The 17,735-nt window shown below is 62.5% G+C and carries 13 protein-coding genes and 7 pseudogenes; 6 read left to right on the top strand and 14 right to left on the bottom strand.

The genetic code is table 11. The annotated features are described in order from the left end of the window. Window positions 1–190 precede the first annotated feature (190 nt). Window positions 191–757 carry a DUF1003 domain-containing protein gene (locus ACOCMH_RS15200; protein ID WP_427309175.1) on the top strand — a complete coding sequence of 189 codons (567 nt, stop codon included), beginning with the start codon at window positions 191–193 and terminating at the stop codon, window positions 755–757. On the opposite strand, the pseudogene ACOCMH_RS15195 reads toward ACOCMH_RS15200, so the two are convergent. The 6 genes and pseudogenes from ACOCMH_RS15195 to ACOCMH_RS15170 form a co-directional block, all read right to left on the bottom strand. Next, window positions 711–1,687: pseudogene (locus tag ACOCMH_RS15195) on the bottom strand (ISL3 family transposase); the annotation flags it as partial. The gene ACOCMH_RS15200 and the pseudogene ACOCMH_RS15195 overlap by 47 nt on opposite strands. Before the next feature lie 221 nt (window positions 1,688–1,908). Then, on the bottom strand, window positions 1,909–2,811 hold the full coding sequence (locus ACOCMH_RS15190; protein WP_427309173.1) for a Bug family tripartite tricarboxylate transporter substrate binding protein: 903 nt from the start codon (window positions 2,809–2,811) through the stop codon (window positions 1,909–1,911). Further along, complete coding sequence (locus ACOCMH_RS15185) at window positions 2,796–3,803, bottom strand: tripartite tricarboxylate transporter substrate binding protein (RefSeq protein WP_427309171.1); 1,008 nt, start codon at window positions 3,801–3,803, stop codon at window positions 2,796–2,798. Before ACOCMH_RS15185 ends, ACOCMH_RS15190 begins: the two co-directional genes overlap by 16 nt. A gap of 67 nt (window positions 3,804–3,870) precedes the next feature. Then, window positions 3,871–4,929, bottom strand: a complete 1,059-nt coding sequence (locus ACOCMH_RS15180; protein ID WP_427309169.1) for a hydroxyacid dehydrogenase — start codon at window positions 4,927–4,929, stop codon at window positions 3,871–3,873. Then, a complete protein-coding gene (locus tag ACOCMH_RS15175; protein ID WP_427309167.1) occupies window positions 4,926–5,603 on the bottom strand; it encodes an RraA family protein in 678 nt (225 codons plus the stop codon). The genes ACOCMH_RS15180 and ACOCMH_RS15175 overlap by 4 nt, the downstream gene beginning before the upstream one ends. Window positions 5,604–5,661: 58 nt before the next feature. After that, entirely contained in the window at window positions 5,662–6,804 is a 1,143-nt protein-coding gene (locus ACOCMH_RS15170; protein ID WP_427309237.1) for an alpha-hydroxy acid oxidase, read from the bottom strand. Between the two features lie 245 nt (window positions 6,805–7,049). Here ACOCMH_RS15170 and ACOCMH_RS15165 point away from each other — a divergent pair, with 245 nt between their 5' ends. Continuing rightward, window positions 7,050–7,952, top strand: coding sequence for a LysR family transcriptional regulator (locus tag ACOCMH_RS15165; protein WP_427309166.1), 903 nt, complete (start codon window positions 7,050–7,052; stop codon window positions 7,950–7,952). Window positions 7,953–8,389: 437 nt separating this feature from the next. Here ACOCMH_RS15165 and ACOCMH_RS15160 read toward each other — a convergent pair whose 3' ends face one another. Together ACOCMH_RS15160 and ACOCMH_RS15155 are read right to left on the bottom strand one after the other, a co-directional pair. After that, the gene (locus tag ACOCMH_RS15160; RefSeq protein WP_427309164.1) at window positions 8,390–8,701 is read right to left on the bottom strand and encodes a hypothetical protein; all 312 of its coding nucleotides are present in this window, start codon (window positions 8,699–8,701) and stop codon (window positions 8,390–8,392) included. A 665-nt stretch (window positions 8,702–9,366) separates the two neighbouring features. Continuing rightward, window positions 9,367–10,050, bottom strand: a pseudogene (locus tag ACOCMH_RS15155) (tyrosine-type recombinase/integrase); the annotation flags it as partial. A gap of 2 nt (window positions 10,051–10,052) precedes the next feature. On the opposite strand from ACOCMH_RS15155, the pseudogene ACOCMH_RS15150 reads away from it, so the two are divergent. After that, a pseudogene (locus ACOCMH_RS15150) lies at window positions 10,053–10,340 on the top strand (DNA-binding protein); the annotation flags it as partial. Between the two features lie 150 nt (window positions 10,341–10,490). Here ACOCMH_RS15150 and ACOCMH_RS15145 read toward each other — a convergent pair. Beyond that, window positions 10,491–10,847 (bottom strand): annotated as a pseudogene (locus ACOCMH_RS15145) (SOS response-associated peptidase family protein); the annotation flags it as partial. Between ACOCMH_RS15145 and ACOCMH_RS15140 the strand changes: the two are divergent. After that, a pseudogene (locus ACOCMH_RS15140) lies at window positions 10,844–10,990 on the top strand (DUF2950 family protein); the annotation flags it as partial. The pseudogenes ACOCMH_RS15145 and ACOCMH_RS15140 overlap by 4 nt on opposite strands. A gap of 23 nt (window positions 10,991–11,013) precedes the next feature. Then, a pseudogene (locus tag ACOCMH_RS15135) lies at window positions 11,014–11,339 on the top strand (acetate/propionate family kinase); the annotation flags it as partial. Between the two features lie 93 nt (window positions 11,340–11,432). On the opposite strand, the gene ACOCMH_RS15130 reads toward ACOCMH_RS15135, so the two are convergent. From ACOCMH_RS15130 to ACOCMH_RS15110, 5 genes and pseudogenes are all read right to left on the bottom strand, one after another. Then, window positions 11,433–12,938 carry a DASS family sodium-coupled anion symporter gene (locus ACOCMH_RS15130; protein ID WP_427309163.1) on the bottom strand — a complete coding sequence of 502 codons (1,506 nt, stop codon included), beginning with the start codon at window positions 12,936–12,938 and terminating at the stop codon, window positions 11,433–11,435. Then, a pseudogene (locus tag ACOCMH_RS15125) lies at window positions 12,898–13,152 on the bottom strand (hypothetical protein); the annotation flags it as partial. The gene ACOCMH_RS15130 and the pseudogene ACOCMH_RS15125, both read right to left, overlap by 41 nt. Before the next feature lie 175 nt (window positions 13,153–13,327). After that, a complete protein-coding gene (locus ACOCMH_RS15120; RefSeq protein ID WP_427309161.1) occupies window positions 13,328–14,476 on the bottom strand; it encodes a DUF3300 domain-containing protein in 1,149 nt (382 codons plus the stop codon). Further along, window positions 14,473–15,366, bottom strand: coding sequence for a DUF2950 domain-containing protein (locus ACOCMH_RS15115; protein ID WP_427309160.1), 894 nt, complete (start codon window positions 15,364–15,366; stop codon window positions 14,473–14,475). The genes ACOCMH_RS15120 and ACOCMH_RS15115 overlap by 4 nt, the downstream gene beginning before the upstream one ends. A 175-nt stretch (window positions 15,367–15,541) precedes the next feature. Beyond that, entirely contained in the window at window positions 15,542–16,984 is a 1,443-nt protein-coding gene (locus ACOCMH_RS15110) for an anion permease (protein WP_427309158.1), read from the bottom strand. 111 nt (window positions 16,985–17,095) lie between these two features. Here ACOCMH_RS15110 and ACOCMH_RS15105 point away from each other — a divergent pair, with 111 nt between their 5' ends. Beyond that, on the top strand, window positions 17,096–17,734 hold the full coding sequence (locus ACOCMH_RS15105) for a 2Fe-2S iron-sulfur cluster-binding protein (protein ID WP_427309235.1): 639 nt from the start codon (window positions 17,096–17,098) through the stop codon (window positions 17,732–17,734). Window position 17,735 lies beyond the last annotated feature (1 nt).

The following is a 17,735-nucleotide window of genomic DNA, read 5'->3' as shown; positions in this document are numbered from 1 at the left end:
ACCGGTGGATGCAACGGGTTGGGTGAAATCGTTCTGCGGGTGTTTCGTACTACACTCTGACGTTCCCACGCCGGCGTTGGCTGCGGTGAGTCTGACGTTAAGTTCCGTGGTTCATTGAGTGTCTTCCTCGGCATAGTGCCGCAGACGTCGCTGCGGACTTGTCTCGAACGATTACTTACTTGGGGAATGTATGAAAACATCGAATTCCGGCTCCCATGCCGCTCCGTGCGACGTTCCGAGCGTTGATCACTTTCGCTTCCATCGGCCTCATGCACATCTTGCCCCGGCGTTCGGCAACGACAGGTTCGCGCTCAGGGCCGAAGCGTTTGCGCGTTTCTTTGGGACGCCCGTTTTTTTAGGGGCACAGACGGTAATCGTCGCCATCTGGATTGGGGTGAACGCCCTCGGTTTCACCGGGTTTGATGTTTACCCATTCATTCTCCTTAATCTGGCATTCAGTCTCCAAGCAGCCTACGCCGCGCCGCTCATTTTGCTTGCTCAGACGCGACAGGCAGCGCGAGACAACGCACACGCCGAGGCTGACGCGCAACACAGGGAGGCCCTTGCCATCGCTAACGAGCAGCGGCAGATAATTGCCGCGCGAAACGCGGCACAACTACTGGAGTTGCTGCAGCGGAATACGGAACTGACCGAACTTACCCAGAAATTAACTGAGCGTGTCGAAACGCTGACCGTCGAGTTGCACGAGAAGCTCTTGCAAAAAGACTCGGGCGGCGATAGAACCACAGCCGCTTGAGCTCATCTCTCAGGATGTAGACCGTCAGCAACGGCTGATTGGCCTGCAGCACGTCGTTCAGATGCACGGCCTGAGACTCGCTCAGGTTTTCCTTGTTGCGTAGTAGCAGCCAGCGCGTGGACTTGAGCACCCGCCTGGCCGGACGGTCGTCCCGCAGGTGGTTGGCTTTGTCCACGCGGACCCGGTCAATGACTTCGCGCCCGTACTTGGCCACGACGCGGAAGAGGTAGACCACCTCAGCCTGCGGGCAATGCTCCCGAATCTCCAGTTCATAGGCGGTCGTCATGTCGATGGCAACCGCCTCGATGCGCTCGGCCGCGCCTGGTGGGAGCTGTTCAAAGAAGGCGCGTGCCGTCTCGCGCGAGCGGCCCTGACCAATCCAGAGCACTTGCCGCCCAACGGATCGACTACCACTGTGGCATAGCGATGGCCCTTGTGCAGCGCGAATTCTTCCATGGCCAGATAGCGGATGCTGGACCAGTCCGGCTCGACGACTGCCTCGCGCAGTCGAGCCTTGTCGATCGTTTTAACGGTATGCCAGCCCAGATCATAGAAAGCCGCTACGGCCTGAACCGTGCAGTGACGCAGCAACTGCCCACAGGCCTGCGCCAGCCTGGCTGTGACACGCTGGTAGCGTCCCAGCCATTCGAGCCGCTCAAGCCGCGGGCCGCCACATTGATCGCACCATACGCGCCTGCGGGGGACATGTAGCACCACCCGGTACTCGAACAGCGGAAGATCGCGCACGCGCCGCACCACCGTCTCATGGACCTGCCGGCACTTCGATCCGCATTCCTCGCAGTACATGACCTTGCTCACCGGCTTAAGGTAAAGCGCCAGCGTACGGCTCTCCCCTTCAGGCCATACCACCCGATCCAGCTTGTAGCCGTCCCAGCAGCCCAAGGCCTGCAGCGTCTTCCGATCCAGCATCCCGTTCCTCAACGGCCGTCTTAACGACCCATTAGGATACGGAATGTGGCAATTCAGCCCCCGGAATTCAACTATATGCCTTCGTATATGCCTTCGTCGAGTGTAGCTCTCTAGCCAAAGGGCGCCGGCGAAGCTTGCCGTGTCCCTAGTCCGCTTTCGCCCCTGAGATGCGTACTTGCTCTGCCGCGGTGGGCATCTGCTTCTTCACGAACGTCCAGTACTCATCCACCCCCATCGGCTTGACCAGCAGTGAACCTTGCTCCGAGAATTGCTTTTGCAACTCGGGGTCTCGCAAGGCCTGGTTCAGCGCAGCGTTCAACTTCTCGAGCGCCGGTCCCGGCGTGTTCGCGCGCTACGAGCCCATACCAGGAATCGGTATAGACCCCTTTCACGCCGGCTTCCTCGAACGTCGGTACGTCTGGCAGCGCTGGCAGGCGTTGATGTGAGGCGACGGCAAGTGGACGAACCTTGCCGGAGCGGATAAAGGGTAGAGCACCCGTCGGAATGACGAAGTCGACGCGACCAGCCATTAGGTCGGTCATGGCAGGGGCGGTGCCTTTGAACGGAATGTGCGCCACATCCACGTTGGCGAGCTTCCTGAATACTGCGCCTGCGAGATGCTGGCTCGAACCGACGCCTCCGGAAGCGTAGTTCAGCTGACCAGGCTGAGCACGTGCCTTGGCAACCAGCTCGGCTACCGAACGATAGGGCGAGTCCTTGGGGATGAGCATCACGCCTGGCGAGGTGGTAATCAGGCCAATTGGCGCAAAGTCCTTTATCGGGTCGTAATTGAGCCTGCTGTAAAGAGCAGAGTTCAGCCCGTGGGACGTCGCGGTGGCCAGCATGATGGTGCTGCCGTCGGGCTTGGCGCGGGCGGCGATGCCCGAGCCGATATTGCCGCCTGCCCCTGCACGGTTGTCGATGACGATGGGCTGGCCCAGCGTCTTGGACATCTGCGCAGATAGCAGACGCGCAACGGAGTCGGAAGGGCCTCCAGCAGGCCAGCCGACAACCATGGTGATTGCACCCGGTGGCAACGCCGTCTGCGCCGACAGCAGCGTCGAGCATACCAGCGCTGCGGTGCCGATCGCAATACGGAGAAGCCGGCTCACTTTTCTTGCCATGGCATCTCCTTCCACAGTTGGCGGAAGCCTGCTTCGGCGCGTTCGAGTTCGGCGGCGTAGGCGGGTGGGGCCAGGTAGCGCAGCGGCGCAAACATGGCGTCAGCTTGCTGCTTGAACTGCGGGTCCGCGGCCACCTTGGCCATTGCATCGACTAGCTTCTTCTTGACTGGCTCCGGAAGGCCCTTGGGCGCGGCCAGGCCCCGCAAGGATGCGAGCTCGATGTTGTAGCCCTGCTCGCGGAACGTCGAGACGTTGGGCGCTAGTACTGCGCGCGACAGGCCCATCTGTCCCAGGAACTTAAGCGGCGTGCCGCCCTTCTGGTAGGCCAGGGCTTCGCCGACGTTGATGGCGCCAATCGTAATCTGCTGACCAGCCAGCGCGCCACGGACTTCGCCCGCGCCCTTGTAGCCCACGTGGGTCATCTTTACGCCCGCTGCCTTCTCGAACAGCAGCATCGCAAGGTGGTCGTCCGAGCCAACACCCGTGGTACCGACGGTGACGGCGCCCGGGTTTGCCTTGGCGTACTTCACGAGCGTAGCCAGGGAATCGATGCTGCTGGATTGGTTGACGGTGAATGCACCCGGGTCGTCCACCAGGTTGCCGATGAGGTCGTAGCTCCTCCAGGTGAACGTCGTCTTGCGTTCAACCGGAATCGTCAGCAGGTTCGGTGTGTTGATGAAGCCGATGGTGTAGCCGTCCGGCGTGGCGCGTGCCAGCTCGGCGAAACCAATGGCGCCCCCGGCACCGGGCTTGTTCTGCACGACGATGGTGGTGCCCAGTTCCTTTTCCAGATGGCGTGCGAGCAGCCGGGCAACCAGGTCGGTGCCGCCACCCGGTGCGTACGCCACAATCATCTCGATGGGTCGATTCGGCCAAGCTGCGGCTTGCGCCTGGGCTGAGGCTGGTGCCAGAGCGCCAACCATACCGACGAGCGAACACGCGGCAAGGCAAAGGGATAGACGCCGACGACGGAAGTCGGGATTGCTGTGCATGGTTTTGTCTCCTCACCGACCCCTTATGTGGCCGGCGTATTGTTGTGATGACTACGTGCGTGCGTGTTCAACGCGCGGCTACGCGCAAGGCTGCCTCCATCCGTTGGCGCATCCTGGGCCAGACGTCGGGGTTCACCAGGCGTTCGGGCTTCTCTCCCGTAGAGAGCAATTCCAGGATTTGTGTTGCGGCGAGCGTTGCGTTCCTGCGACGGGCGTCATGTGTCACGCCAGCTGTATGGAACGTCGCGACGACGTTGTCGAGCGTCAGAAGCGGATGGCCTGGCGGCGGCGGCTCCTGGTCCCAGACGTCCAGGCCGGCCCCAGCAAGGTGTCCGCTCGTCAACGCCTCGTACAGGGCTGCCTCATCGTGGATACCGCCTCGTGCAGTGCTGACGAAGATGCTGCCAGGACGCATGGCCGAGAAGGCCGCAGCGTTCATCATCCCAAGCGTGCTGGCATCGCGCGGGCAGTGCATCGATACGATATCGGACGTGCGCAGCAATTCGTCGAACGAGACGTGTTCGGCGCCGCGCTTTGCCATCTCTGCGCTATCGAGATACGGGTCATAGCCAATCACGCGCATACCGAAGGCGCACCCCAGCGCCGCAGTTCGGCCCCCGGCATGCCCGACGCCTACCACGCCCAGAGTGCGTCCGCGAAGTTCGTGGCCCATCAGGTCTTCGCGGCTCCCGGTGGTATATGTCTTCATGCGGCGGTCTGACTCAGGAATGCGTCGCATCACAGAGAGCATCAGTCCGACCGCCATTTCCGCCACGGAATCGGCGTTCCCGCCGGCCTGGTTCATCACGGCCACGCTCGCGGCCGTGCAGGCATCGATATCAATCGTGTCGCAACCGGAGCCGCTCGATGATACGGCCAGAAGATTCGGGCAACGCGCGAGCAACTCTGCCGTCACGAACCAGCGTCGGGGCAGTTCGTCCTTGGCGGCCGTAATCTGATACACGTGGGCTTCGGAGAGGCGTGCCCATGCTTCCTCGTCTGCACCTTCGCGCTGGCATGTGTGCAAGGCGACATCCGATGCTTCGCCCACAATGCGGTTGAAAGCGGGGTCCAGCCAGTAGTCGAATCGGACGACCTGGCGCTTCGCGGGAAGGGCCGGGCTCACAGTATCCCCTTGTCGGTCAGCGAGCGGTCCACCCAGGTACGGTCCGCACGACCTTGTGCAATCGATTCCAGAACGCCGGCTTCCATGCGCTGCACGTCTTCCACGCGGACCGCAATCGCTTCGGCTTCCTCGGCGGGAACGACCAGCAGGCCATCACCATCGCCAATAATCAGGTCGCCGGGCCGAACCACCATGCCGTCGATGGAGACCGGCACGTGCAGTTCTCCCGGGCCATCCTTGTACGGGCCACGGTGCGAAACACCCCGGGCGTAGACAGGCAGGGGCTCCTTGCCAATCGTGTCGCTGTCGCGAATCAGGCCGTCGATGACGAAGCCGGCGGCGCCCCGCGCAATGGCGAGTGCCAGCATGATTTCTCCGATGATGGCATTGGGTCCAATGCCGCCGGCGTCGACCACGATGACATCACCGGGCCCCGAGAGGTCGATGGCCTTGTGAACCATGAGATTGTCACCGGGACGCGTGCGTACAGTCAGTGCCCGTCCGACCAGGTTGCCCTCGCGACGGTGGAATGCCCGCAGCTGACTGGTTCCCGTCGTGCGGCTCATGGCATCGCTGACATTGGCGACCGGGAACCTGCGATACCGCTCCATCAGCGACGTGCTGACGAGGTGCGCGGGACGCGGATGAATGCGAAAGCCGTGCGGCGAGGTCATTGTTTTGTCTCCTGTATCGACCGTGAGGTTTCTGGTGGGATGCGGTGAAGGTTAGAACTCAATGCGGCGGTGGGTGGTAAATACACTGCGCATTCACATCTTGCGTGCGGGTGATGCCCAGCATGGCCAGGTCTCGAGAAATTTCGGCTTGCATCAGGTTGATGCCGTGTGCGACCCCCTGGCGGGAGCCGACTGCAGCCGCGTAGGCGAACGGTCGTCCGATGAAGACACAGCGGGCACCCAGGGCAAGCGCCTTGATAACGTCCGTGCCTCGGCGTACGCCGCTGTCGAGCATCACGGGCAACTGCGGAACCGCCTCAACGACCTCGGGGAGGGCACGCATGGCGGCAATGACGCCGTCCAACTGACGGCCGCCGTGGTTCGAGACGACGATGCCGTTTACGCCATGCTGATGCGCGAGACGAGCGTCTTCCGCCGTCAGGATGCCCTTGACCACGAGCTGCCCCTTCCAGCGGCGACGAATGTTGGCCAGGTGGTCCCAAGTGAAATGAGCACGGTCAGAGAAATCGCGCTCCAAATCTCGCGAGACGATGGGGGTGCCGCGGTGAGCGTAGGCGTTCTCGAAGTGCGGTACACCGTGGCGTACCAGGGTGCGAGCAAAGGTGCCAAGCAGCCAGCGGGGATGCGTGATGCCTTGCCAGGCAAGGGCGGCGCTCGGGCGCAGCGGCGTGGAAAACCCGGCGCGGATGTTGTTCTCGCGATTGCCAGCGACGGGCGTGTCCACGGTGATGACGAGCGTCTCGACCTTGGCCGCTTCGACGCGCGCCAGCAGCGCTTCGATTTGGCTCATGTTTCCCGGAAGGTAGGCCTGGAACCAGGTGCCAGGGGCCGCTTCCATGACTTCTTCAAGGCGAATAAGTGACGAGCCGCTCATGATGGCCGGTACGGACGCCTGGCTGGCTGCCTGTGCCATCACGACATCTCCGCGGTATGCGAACAGGGCGGAAATGCCCATCGGTGCCAGGCCAAATGGCGCAGCGTACTGGCGGCCGAACAGGCTGAAGCTCAGGTCGCGCGACGAGACGCCAACCAGCACCCGGGGTCGCAGTGCCAAGTCTTCAAACGACTGTCGGTTCTGCGCCAGGGTGATGTTGTCCTCCACTGCACCGCTCACGTAGGCATAGAGCGACTTTGGCAGCCGTTTGCGCGCCAGCGGCTCGAAGTCCTTCAGCGACAGCACTCGCTGTTTTAGCCAAGTCGCCTGTCTTTCGCTTGGTGCCGTAACGGGCGCTTTCGCCGTCTTCCTGTCACCGGATTGAAGTGCGGCGGTCTGGGCGGTGTCGTCGAAAGAAGCGGCAGACATAGGAGTAATGGCCAGAGGGGTGAAGCCAATCTAGCAACCCGCACGCATTGGCAAAAGCGAAAAATAACGAAGATATAATTTCGCTTATTGGAAAACGTCGGTCATTGACCGTCTGGGGTGACATGACTCTCAAGCAACTCGAGGCTTTCTATTGGGCCGCAACCTGCGTCAACTTCACCGTGGCGGCGGAGCGCGTCCACCTGTCCGTGTCGTCGCTGTCCAAACGGATTGCCGAACTGGAAGCATCGCTGGGCGTTGCGTTGTTTGACCGCAGTGGGAGGAGCGCCGAGCTGACGGCTCAGGGCGAGCAGATGTTGCCCCAGATTCACGCGATGCTGCATGCCGCTGCGGAACTGCAGCAATCGGCGGGGCAACGTCATGGTCTGATTGGACGATGCCGTATCGGGCTGGGAGAACTGAGCGGGCTGACCTGGCTGCCGAAGCTGGTGCGCGAAGTGTCGTCACGCCATCCTGGCCTGCTGCTGGAGCCTCATGTCAATATCGGCCAGGTACTGGAGCAGCGCCTGCATGATGGAGAACTGGACATCGGGGTTTTGGCCGGACCCTCTACCCGCAGCAGCTTGGCGGCTGAGCGGATAGGTCAAGTGGATTTTGCGTGGGTCGCCAGCCAGTCTTTCCTCGAGTTGGCCGGCACCGACAACCCACAGGTCCTCATGAGCGAACAGACGTTGCTGACGCTGCCGGTCGGTGCGGGCGGAACGCGGGTGCTTGACCAATGGCTGGCGCTCCGTGGGCTGATGGTCGGCCGGCGTCTGATGTGCAACAGCTGGGGAGCGGTTGTCGGCATGGTTGTTGAAGGGCTCGGTTTCGGCTTTGTGCCCAGGCTATGGGCTGATGCACTCGTCGAACGCGGTGCACTGCGCATCCTGCCGGATAGCGACGCGTTGGAGCCGCTCCACTACGCCGTGCAATGGCGCCGCGACGACACGCGGCCGCTGATTCTGGCGATGCGAGAGATTATCCGCGGCGTCATCGACTTCCAGGCGCCGCGCTGCTTCGTGTAGGCCCAGGTAACGGCGATGCGATGGGACCATGACGCATTCCGCAGAGAGAGCCGTCCCAGCTTAGTCTCTATCGGCTTCCGTGACCGCCTCGAGACCACGACGCCTTTGACGCCCATCTCGTACACCTGCCGGTAGCACCATGGGCAGGGCGCCAAGTCCCGGGCTTGGGTGTCCTCTAAGTCAAAGCGAAGTTTGCGAATCCTGACTGTCGGTCCGCAGGTGCAAACAACGATTCGGGTTTGGTCCATTGGCATCTCCAAGATGCGCCATTCGACCACTGCGCCGGGGAACTCGCCATGGATTACACAAGCTCTCACCAAGCCCAGCGGTCCGCTCATGGTTGGAGCCTACATTGCAACCACGACTGCGGGTGAGAGTTCTGCCGAGACCGAATTTGGCGCTGCTACAACGATTGCCCGCCATATTAGGACAGAAATCTACGAGCGTTGGCCTCGCGACAAATCGATGACGATGCCATGGATATGTGGCCACTCCTCTAACGGTATCCGGTCGCTCATCAACGTCGCAAAATGTCGGGCATCACGAGGCTTCACGCGCTCAGGCGTCGCTCTAGGGGAGTGTCCAAACCATAAGACGATGAAGATGCCCATTCCGCCTGCATCCGGATGGACCGAGTAGTAGCGTTCCAACTGCTCTCTCCACGCTGTCCAGACCGTCTCATGATTTTCTTTTTTGATTTCGACAGGAACCATGATGCGCGAACTCTTGGCGAAGAGCACGCCCTGCATGTCAGCACGTCGCTTTCCGGCAGCTTGCGCCTCCTTCGATGCTTCAACGTTCTGATGAGCTAGCCGTTCGCGCAGAGGTACGTCTCGACATTCGTTTTCCGACTTTGGCTTATCGTTGCCATTCTCGTCAACCGTCCAAAGCAGTCAGCTCTGCCTGGGGAAGTACATCAAAGAGTCGGGCCAGGAACTCGAGATGGACACCTTCCTGTCGAAGCGCATAAGTCAGGTGAGCCTGCAGCGTTGGCTCCTGGCGAGAACCGGCCGGGTAGGTCTCCAGCCTCTTACCCTCGGTGACCACGGAACGCCGAGTGGCGCCGATCGCGCTGCTAATGTGGAATTCCTGTACCGGGGTAACCTTGTAGTGCTCTGCGAGCACTTATACCCATCCATTCTGTGTTCAACCTGGACTCCGTTCGTTTAATTCGGATTGCCGGCGTTTAAAAATCCCGCTATTTCTTAATTATCGTTTAAACGACACTTTGTTGTTGACTGCTTTTGGGAGCGCATGCTGGACGAAAATGTGCGCCTTGGGTTGAGCAAGCAGCAACGTATGCGGGCAAGCTTGCGCGGAGGTGAAAAGGGCGCGCCGCGATCGGGTCGGGTGTCAATCTCAATTGCCTTGCAGGATCGACGCAACGGGCCCTACCTGGCGCGAGGGTCGCGCCTTACGTCTGACTGGTCCAGTTGATGCGATGCCGCGCCTGCGTGACCTCGTGCCGCGCATCCTCTTCGCTATGCAGGTAGCCGCTAGTCGTCGAGATCGACGAATGCCCAAAGTTGTCCCGCACGTAACGCAGGTCCACCTGCTGGTCGGTCATGTGCGAACCAGCGGTATGGCGCAGCCAGTGGGCCGAGGCACTGGCCAGCACCGCGGCCTGGGCTTCCCATTCGGGCCCGCGCGCACGCAGGCGCGCGGCCGCCATGTCGAACACTTCCTTCAGGATCAGGTGCAACGCCCCAGTGACAGACCCTTTTCTCGGTTCTCCCGGCCAATGACCGGCAGCAGCAAGGGGCGTGTCTCCCCAGGCTGGGGGGTCGGTGCCAGCCCATGGGCGCGGCGGGTAGCGCGCGAGTTCGGCGATAAGTTCGTCGGTGGAGGCACCAGCCGGGTCTTGTTGCCCTTGCCGGTGACCTCCACCCACCAGCGCTCGACGCCGTGCGCATCGCGCCGGCAGAAGAACGCCGCCATCGCTGTGCCGGTGACTTCGGCCGCGCGTAAGCCCCCCAGATAGAGCACGGTCAAGAGCCAGCGGCGGCGCCGCATGCAGGCGCTCGCGCTCGGTGGCGGTGTCGGTCGTCCCCGGCATCGCCTCGATCGTGTCCTTGACGGTATCCCACAGCTCGTGACTACCAGGAGCGCACCGCGCGCCAGAAGAGCGAGCGCACGGCCGAAGACCTGCGCGCCGAACTGGCGGTGGCACGCAGCGAGGCGCGTGATGCCGCGGTGGCGCAGGCGGAGGGCCGTGCCAAGCTGGAAGCGCAGGCCGTGGCGCTGGCCGAGCGGCTCGCAGTGGCCGAGCAGGCGCAACGCAAGGCGGCGGGCGACCTGGACACCGTGCAGGCGGAACTCGCGGCGGCGCAGCGCCGGGCCGAGCGCAGCGAAGCGGAAGCGGCCCTCGCGCGTCAGCTGCTGGCCAGCTGTGAACGCCTCTTGCCTAGTCAGCTCAAACTCGCCATCGCCTGACGATCCGTCGTCTGTAGGCTCAGCTGGATTGTGAACGCCTGTTCAGCGGGCTCCACAACTAGAATCTGGGGAAACGAGCCGAACGTGAAACTGTTGACCGTGAGGTCATGAATTGCGGCAGCGGCAACCGCGCCCGCGATCTCGCATGTTGAAGCCCCCTCCTTGGCATACCACGTTGATTTCTTCTCCCATTTGCCGCGTGGGGCGAGTTACCCCAGACCCTGTTTTGACGAACCGTCTCTTTCCTTTCGGGGTGGCACAGGAGCCGAGGAATGTCCGGGCCTTCTCAGGATCTCGACACGTCAGCCAATCGTCCCATTCTTCAGACGGAAGCATCACGACTCCGCGTTTCTCGCTGCCTGGCTTGTGCATGCGGTTCATCAGAGAATGGTGCTCCGCGTTCACAGTCAGCATGGTGAACGAATGCGTTCCATCCGGCCAGTCACGCCAGAGCCCCGCGATGCGGCGACACTGGCATCAAGAGCTTCATGGTCAGCCACGACGGGCGAGTCTTTGAGCGCGATCTTGGACCGGATAGCGCAGCCAAGGCCGTGGCGATCCGGTCATTCGACCCGGGGCCGCGCTGGACCGAAGTGACGCCGTGACCATGCTTGCTTGCTTGCCTGCCATCGCCAGTGATGATGCGCAGGCTCGCTTTGCCGTCGAGTTGTACACGTACGGCATCGCCCGGGAGCTTGGCTCGCTGGCCGCCGCCGCGCCAGGGCCTGGGTGCGCTGGTGATTCCGCTGGCATTGGCGAGCATGCCGCGCCTATCCGAGAGCGCGTATGCCGACTCCCGGCATGGCTCGGCGTGAGCATCGATCCCGCGACGAATGCCAGCCATGGACCGCGCATCAGCTTGGCCTCGGACCATATCCCTATTTGGGTCATCCAACCAACGAGGAACTGATGATTGCCAGACAGATCAGGGACGCCCTCGCAATGCCCACATGATGACCGCCGTCATAGCCGATCAAGGCAGCGGCATGCGACGGCTAACTGACAATAATGAATCCGGGAGAGAGGACATGACGTTCGGCTGCATGTTCACCAGAAGCCAAGTACCTTCCACCAGACACTCCCGACCACGGCGAAGATCAGCAGGTTCACCACGCACATCACAAAACCGACGCGCCACCAGGTTCCCATCGTGACAAAGCCACTGCCGAAGATGATCGGCGAGGTGCCCGTCGCATAGTGGGTCAGCGTCATCATGATCGCCGAGCCGGCCGCCATAAGCAGCATGAACGGCACCACATACGCTGGGGGTATCAGATGGACTCCCACCGTCAGGAAGGCGAGCATCATCGCACTGATGTGCGCCGTCGTGCTGGCGAACAGGTAGTGCGAGAAAACGAAGACCGCCACCAGGATCGCGGCCGTGCTGGCCCAGCCGATGCCGCTGGCCGCAATCGCTTCGCTCATGCCCTTCGAGAACCACGTGATCACGCCTTGCTTGTTCAGTTGCTCGGCCAGCATGATAAGCGCACCAAACCATATCAACGTGTCCCAGGCGCTCTTCTCAGACAGCACGTCGTCCCAGTCGATGGTGCCGGTGATGATCAGCACGAACAGGCCGACGAAGGCAACCACCGTCGGGTCCAGCGTGAGCAACGGACCGAACATCATCGCCGGAACGTTGGCCCACAGCACCAGCAGCAGGGCGAAGGTCCATATCATGACCATTTCCTTCGGCGACACTGGACCCATCTTCGCCATTTCAGCGTGCGCATACTCCACCGCATTGGGTGTGGCCTTGAGCTGCGGCGGCGACAACACATAGATCACCAGCGGCATCACCAGCATGCATAGCAGGCCGGGCAGCAACATGCACAGCGCCCAACTCGTCCAGCTCAGATGCAGATTCTGATTGGTCGCCTTGGCGATGTAGTCCACCACCAGTGGGTTCGGGGCGGTGGCGGTCACGAACATCGCCGAGGTGATCGGATTGGCGTGATAGTTGACCAACGCCAGGTAGGTGCCGACCTTGCCCTCAGTGCGCTTTGCCGGATCCGAGTCGAATGCGTTGGCGATCGACTTCATGATCGGATGCACGATGCCGCCACCGCGCGCGGTATTGCTCGGTGTGAAGGGCGCCAGCACCAGTTCACAGGCGGCCAGACCATAGCCGATGCCTATCGTTCGTTTCCCCATCAGGGAGATGAACAGCAGGCCGATACGGGTGCCCAAGCCGGTCTTCTTCACGCCGCGGGAGATCAGGATGGCCACCACGATCAACCAGATTAGAGGACTGTCGAAGGCGGTCAGCGCATCGGCGATCGCCCCCTTGGACGAGGTCGAGGTCACCTGCGACAGCGAGAGGACCACGATGGCCATCATCGCCATAACCCCGATCGGCATGACCTTCAGAATGATCGCAACGATTGTTGTCAGAAAGATGGCAACCAAGCCCCAAGCCTTGGGCGTGAGACCCTCTGGCACAGGCAGCAGCAGCAGGGTGATCAGCACGACCGTCGTGATCAGGGCGGGGCCCAGTCGGAACGGGACCACGCTATTGAAGTAGCGGAACGCCGCTTTCAGTCTTGTGAGCATCTTGCGATCCTTCCCAGAAGAGTTGGTGGAGTTCTGGATAAGCCAGTAGCTGCGCTCCGCCGCCATTGACCACCATCGGCAGCGACAAACATATCTCTGCCACCCCTTCGACTTCGGCATGCACGATGCCGACTGTGAGAATGAGGTCGGTGTTGTGAACGATGGCCTGGCAAATTCGCGCGATTACACTGGCGATCCCGCAGTGGATGGCACCATTGCAGAGCCTGCCCCGGCTTCACACCGACGCCGGCGGTGATCACGATGATGTCCGCGTCCTGCGCGTTCTCGTAATCACCGGCATAGAAGCGTGTCCCCAGAATGCAAACAGGGCCGCCCACCCGCGGACCAGAGGAACGCGACCTACACCACTCCAAACGGGCATTGGTTCCCTAACGTCGTCCACCGCCACCTCGTCCGCCGCCAAAGCCACCGCCGCGCGCGCCACCACCGAAACCGCCGGCGCGGCCGGAGCCTGAATGCAGGCTCGCGCTTCCGCGATTGACGTCACGCTGCACGGCGCTGCCGCCACTGCCCACGCCCTGGAAGCCATTGTCCCGGCCCCCCGTAGCATCGCGCCCGCGAAAGTTGTTGCGGCCCGCCGCATCGGCCATGCTCCTGCCATATCTCTCCCGCGTGGCATTGTCGCGATAGGCAACACCCTGGCGGTGCCCGGCGTCGTGCTGCCAGCGGCCTCCCTCGAACTTGCTGGCGTCGAAGTTGCGGTCGATGTTCCGGGCCTTGTGGTGTTCCACATGTACCCCGCCATTGTTCCAATCGCAATTGCCGAAGATGGCGATGGCCCCGGCCAGGCCGATGCCCCATGCGATGCCGCCCAGGAAGGCATCGCCGGGGTAGTAGGGTCCGTAGGGCGGCCAGTAGTAGTAGGGGTACCCCGCGTAGCCCCAGCCGCCGTAGACGATCGCCGGGTCGTACACCGGCACATAGATCACCTGGGGATCCGCCGGCTCGATGCGCACGATGGTCTGCTGCGTGGCTTCGCCGGAGGTTGCGTTTTCCACGGTCACGGTCTGCTGCGGCCCCGACTGGAGGTGGCCGGTTTGTTGGGCGCGCACACGTAGGCGCTGCACGGCATTGAACACCTCCTTCTGCTGGGCCAGGAATGCATCCCCCAGCTTCTGGGTCCAATCTAGCTTGTCGCCCATTGGCGCAAGGATCTGCGGAAACGCCACCAGCGATTTCACGCTGACGTCCCAGGATTCGTTCTGCACCGCCTTGACTGCGTCGTCACCCTTGAGGTTCGGATGGACCTTGCTCCAGCGCGCGGCGAGGGCGACTTCCAGCGGGTAGGTGGAAGCCATCAAGACCTGTGACAGCAGCGGATCGGGATAAAGCGCGATCGGCGCGACCAGCGCCTCGATTTCTTCCGCCTTGTACGGCGCGGGTTCCTTCTGGGCCTGCACCGTGCCCTCGCGGGACGTCGCCGGCGTGGCTGGACCGGCTGCGGGCGGACCGGCGCTTTCGCACCCGCCCAGCACAAGCAGGACACAGCAAGCGGTGGTCAGGGCGCGCGGGTTCATGGCGACACCTTCCGCCAGCCGGGAGCCGGATCAAAGGATGTCGTTGCCGCTGCCTTGGCGGCACTGTTGGTCCCGAGGTCGCGCTCATAGACCAGGCCCTTGTGGCTGACGATGAAGCTCATCACGCCGGTGTCACCGTAGCGCACGGGCCAGGCCATGACCGCGAAGCCGCCGAACAGCTCGCCGTCGACGACATAGTTCAAGGTGCCGCCATCGCCGTGCGACCCTTGCGCGGTGAGGAGCTTGTAATGGTAGCCGTGGTAGCCCTCCTTGCTTGCATTGCGCGTACCGGCGTCACGGAACGCCGGCCCGAGCGGGCTCGGTGGCTCATTCGGTCCGCTCGGCCAGTAGAGCCCGTCGTGCTTGCCCGGTGAACTGGACAGCCTGCCGGCGTAGACGAGCCGATTCTCGCTATCGTGGGTCGTCTGGGCGTATTCGGTCTGCGCATCGCAGATGGCCTGCATGGTCTGGATCACCGCGAGTTCGTTCCGCCCGATGCGGCGTAGGCGCATTTCCCGGGTGCCTGCCAGCGTGTCGAACTGCCAGCCCTTGGCTGACTTGACCAGCGGCACCGGCAGGGTCCATCCGTCGTCGCCCGTGACGATGGACGCCTGCTTGCCCCTTTGTTGCACGCGATGCGATTGTGCCCAGGCCGTGTTGAACCTGTTCCGCACTTCGGCGCCTACCGGGGGGATGATGTCGCGGAAGTTGGCGCCCAGCATGGCTCGCATGGCCGTCTCGTCGTCATTGAGGACCGCTTGGCCAAAGGCCGCCATGGCTGCCTCTGGCGAGTCTAAAACCTGGCGCGCGAAGGCATGCGTCGCACCAAACAGGCAGATGCAGCTTAGCGCGGCGAGGAGCCCGCAAGAAAATCTAGGCAGTCTTGTCATGGCCCAGTCCCTGAGCGTCATGATTTGCCAGCGCGCTGGTCGCATGGGAAGGTGCCATCTGGCATCAAGGGTTAGCCCCGGGCTTCGGGTCGCGTTCGGGCACGCAGGCGGATCGACGCTTGCGGGCTGATCATGGCGGTGAAAAGTGTGGCGCAGCATGGGTCGGGGCTCCGTTTCAAAGCAAGAGCGGCACGCCGATCAACAGGAATACGGCGATGTAGATGACACCAAAGATTGCGCCAAGCCGCCAGTAGTCACCGGCAGGCAGATAGCCGCTGCCGAAATAGACCGGGCTTGGCCCGGTACCGTAGGGTGTGAGGATGCCCATCAGCCCCAGCGTGAGGGCCAGCATCAGCGCAAACGATTCCATCGGCATGCCGGGAATGGTGGAGCCTACGCTGAGCATGACCGGAAGCATCGCCGTCGTATGGGCGGTGACGCTGGCGAACATGTAATGCGTGAAGTAGAAGACCAGCACCAGGATCACTGCCGCTGTCAGTGGCGGAAAGCCGCTCATGTGGCTTGCCATGGTGTCGGCGAACCACTTGACGAAGCTGGTCCGGCTCAGGCCGTCCGCCAGTGCGATCAGCGTCGCAAACCACGCTAGCGTGTTCCAAGCCTGCTTGTTGGCGAGCATGTCGTCCCAGGTCACGACACCGGTCACCAGCATGAGGGCAATCACCATCAAAGCCGCGGTGGTCGCATTGACGTGCTTGTCCCCGAATATCCACAGCGCGAGGGCGATCAGCACCAGCAGCGCGAGCAGCAGTTCGCGCCGGCTTGGCGGGCCCATCTTCTGGAGCTCCTGCGCCGCCCAGGCCGGCACCTCGCTGCCTTGCTTCACTTCAGGGGGATACAGCAAGTAAGCGAGGAGCGGTACGGCCAGCAACAGCAGAATCCCTACCGGCGCGAAGGCCATGAACCACTGCATCCAGCTCAAGTCGACCTGGACGGTCTTCCTGATGATCTCGGCGGCGAGGAGATTGGGTGCCAGTGCGGTCAGGAACATCGAACTCGTCACGCAGGTGCTGGCGATCGCGGTCCACATGATGTACGAGCCGATCCGCCGCGCCGACGGATCATTCGGCTTCGAGTCATAGAGCGGCGGCAGATTGCGGATGACGGGAAAGATCGTGCCGCCGCTGCGCGCCGTATTGGAGGGGGTGAACGGCGCCAGCAATGCATCGGCCATCATCACCGCATAGCCCAGCGTGAGCGTCCTGCGGCCCATCGCACGGACGAGCAACAGTGCGATGCGCCTGCCCAGGCCCGTTTTCTCGTATCCGAGGGCGAACATGAAGGCGCCGAAAATCAGCCACACCGTGCTGTTGGCGAACCCGGAAAGCGCCCAGGCGAGGGCAGCGTTCGCCGGGTTGAAGCCCGGTTTCGCGAGCTGCTCGGGGCTGTAGAACACCCATTCGCAGAACACGGTCACCAGCGTCACGGCGATCAGGCCGATCGCCGCGCCCGGAATGGGCTCAAGCATGAGCCCGACAATCACGCCGACAAAGATCGCGAAGTAATACCAAGTGTGCTGTGCCAAGCCCTCGGGGGCGGGAATAAGGGCGATCGCGATCACCGCAAGCAGCGGCGCGAGAGGTTTCCACCAGGCCTGCATGCGACGCCCCCTTTGCAATAACCTCAGTTGTGCTATGGTTTATATGACCTTTTCTGTGGAAATGCCAGTGTGGCGCTGACGACGCCGGACAATAGAGGCGACGCGATGGGACTGGTACGCTTGAGCATCGAAGGACGCTCGGTCGAAGCGCCGGCAAACTGCTCCATCCTGCAGGCCTTCCTGCACGCGGGGGAAACGCTTGTCGAAGGCGTCGGCTGCATGGGCCAGGGGGTCTGCGGCTCATGCCGCGTCATGGTGCGGCGCAACGGCGAGCAGGATGTCAAGACCGCGCTCGCCTGCGAAACGCTGGTCGAAGATGGCATGCAGGTCGCGTTCCTGGATTACTTCACGGCGTCGGAGCGGCACGTCTATCGTATCGAGGAGATCGGCGACAGCTGGGACGCCTTGCAAACAATCTCTGAAGTATTCCCGGAGGCCGCCCATTGCCGTCACTGCAGCGGATGCGACCGGGCCTGTCCAAAGGGACTCGATGTTCAGGAGGGCGTGAGGTTCGCGGTGGAGGGCAAGCTGACCGCCTCGGGCCAGGTGTTCGACGAATGCGTCATGTGCAACCTCTGCACGCTGGCCTGCCCCGAGCATATCCGGCCCAACCATCTCGGCCTGTTGGTGCGGCGGATGATTGCGGCGCAGACGCTGCGGCCGGCCAATCTCATGCTGCGCCTGCAGCAGATCGAGAGCGGCGCGATGACGATCGACTTTGACGCACCCGGCGCGCAGCCGCCTCACTGAC

Source organism: Cupriavidus sp. H39, assembly GCF_050271075.1.
GTDB lineage: Bacteria > Pseudomonadota > Gammaproteobacteria > Burkholderiales > Burkholderiaceae > Cupriavidus > Cupriavidus necator_B.
This window is presented reverse-complemented; position numbering and strand designations above follow the sequence as displayed.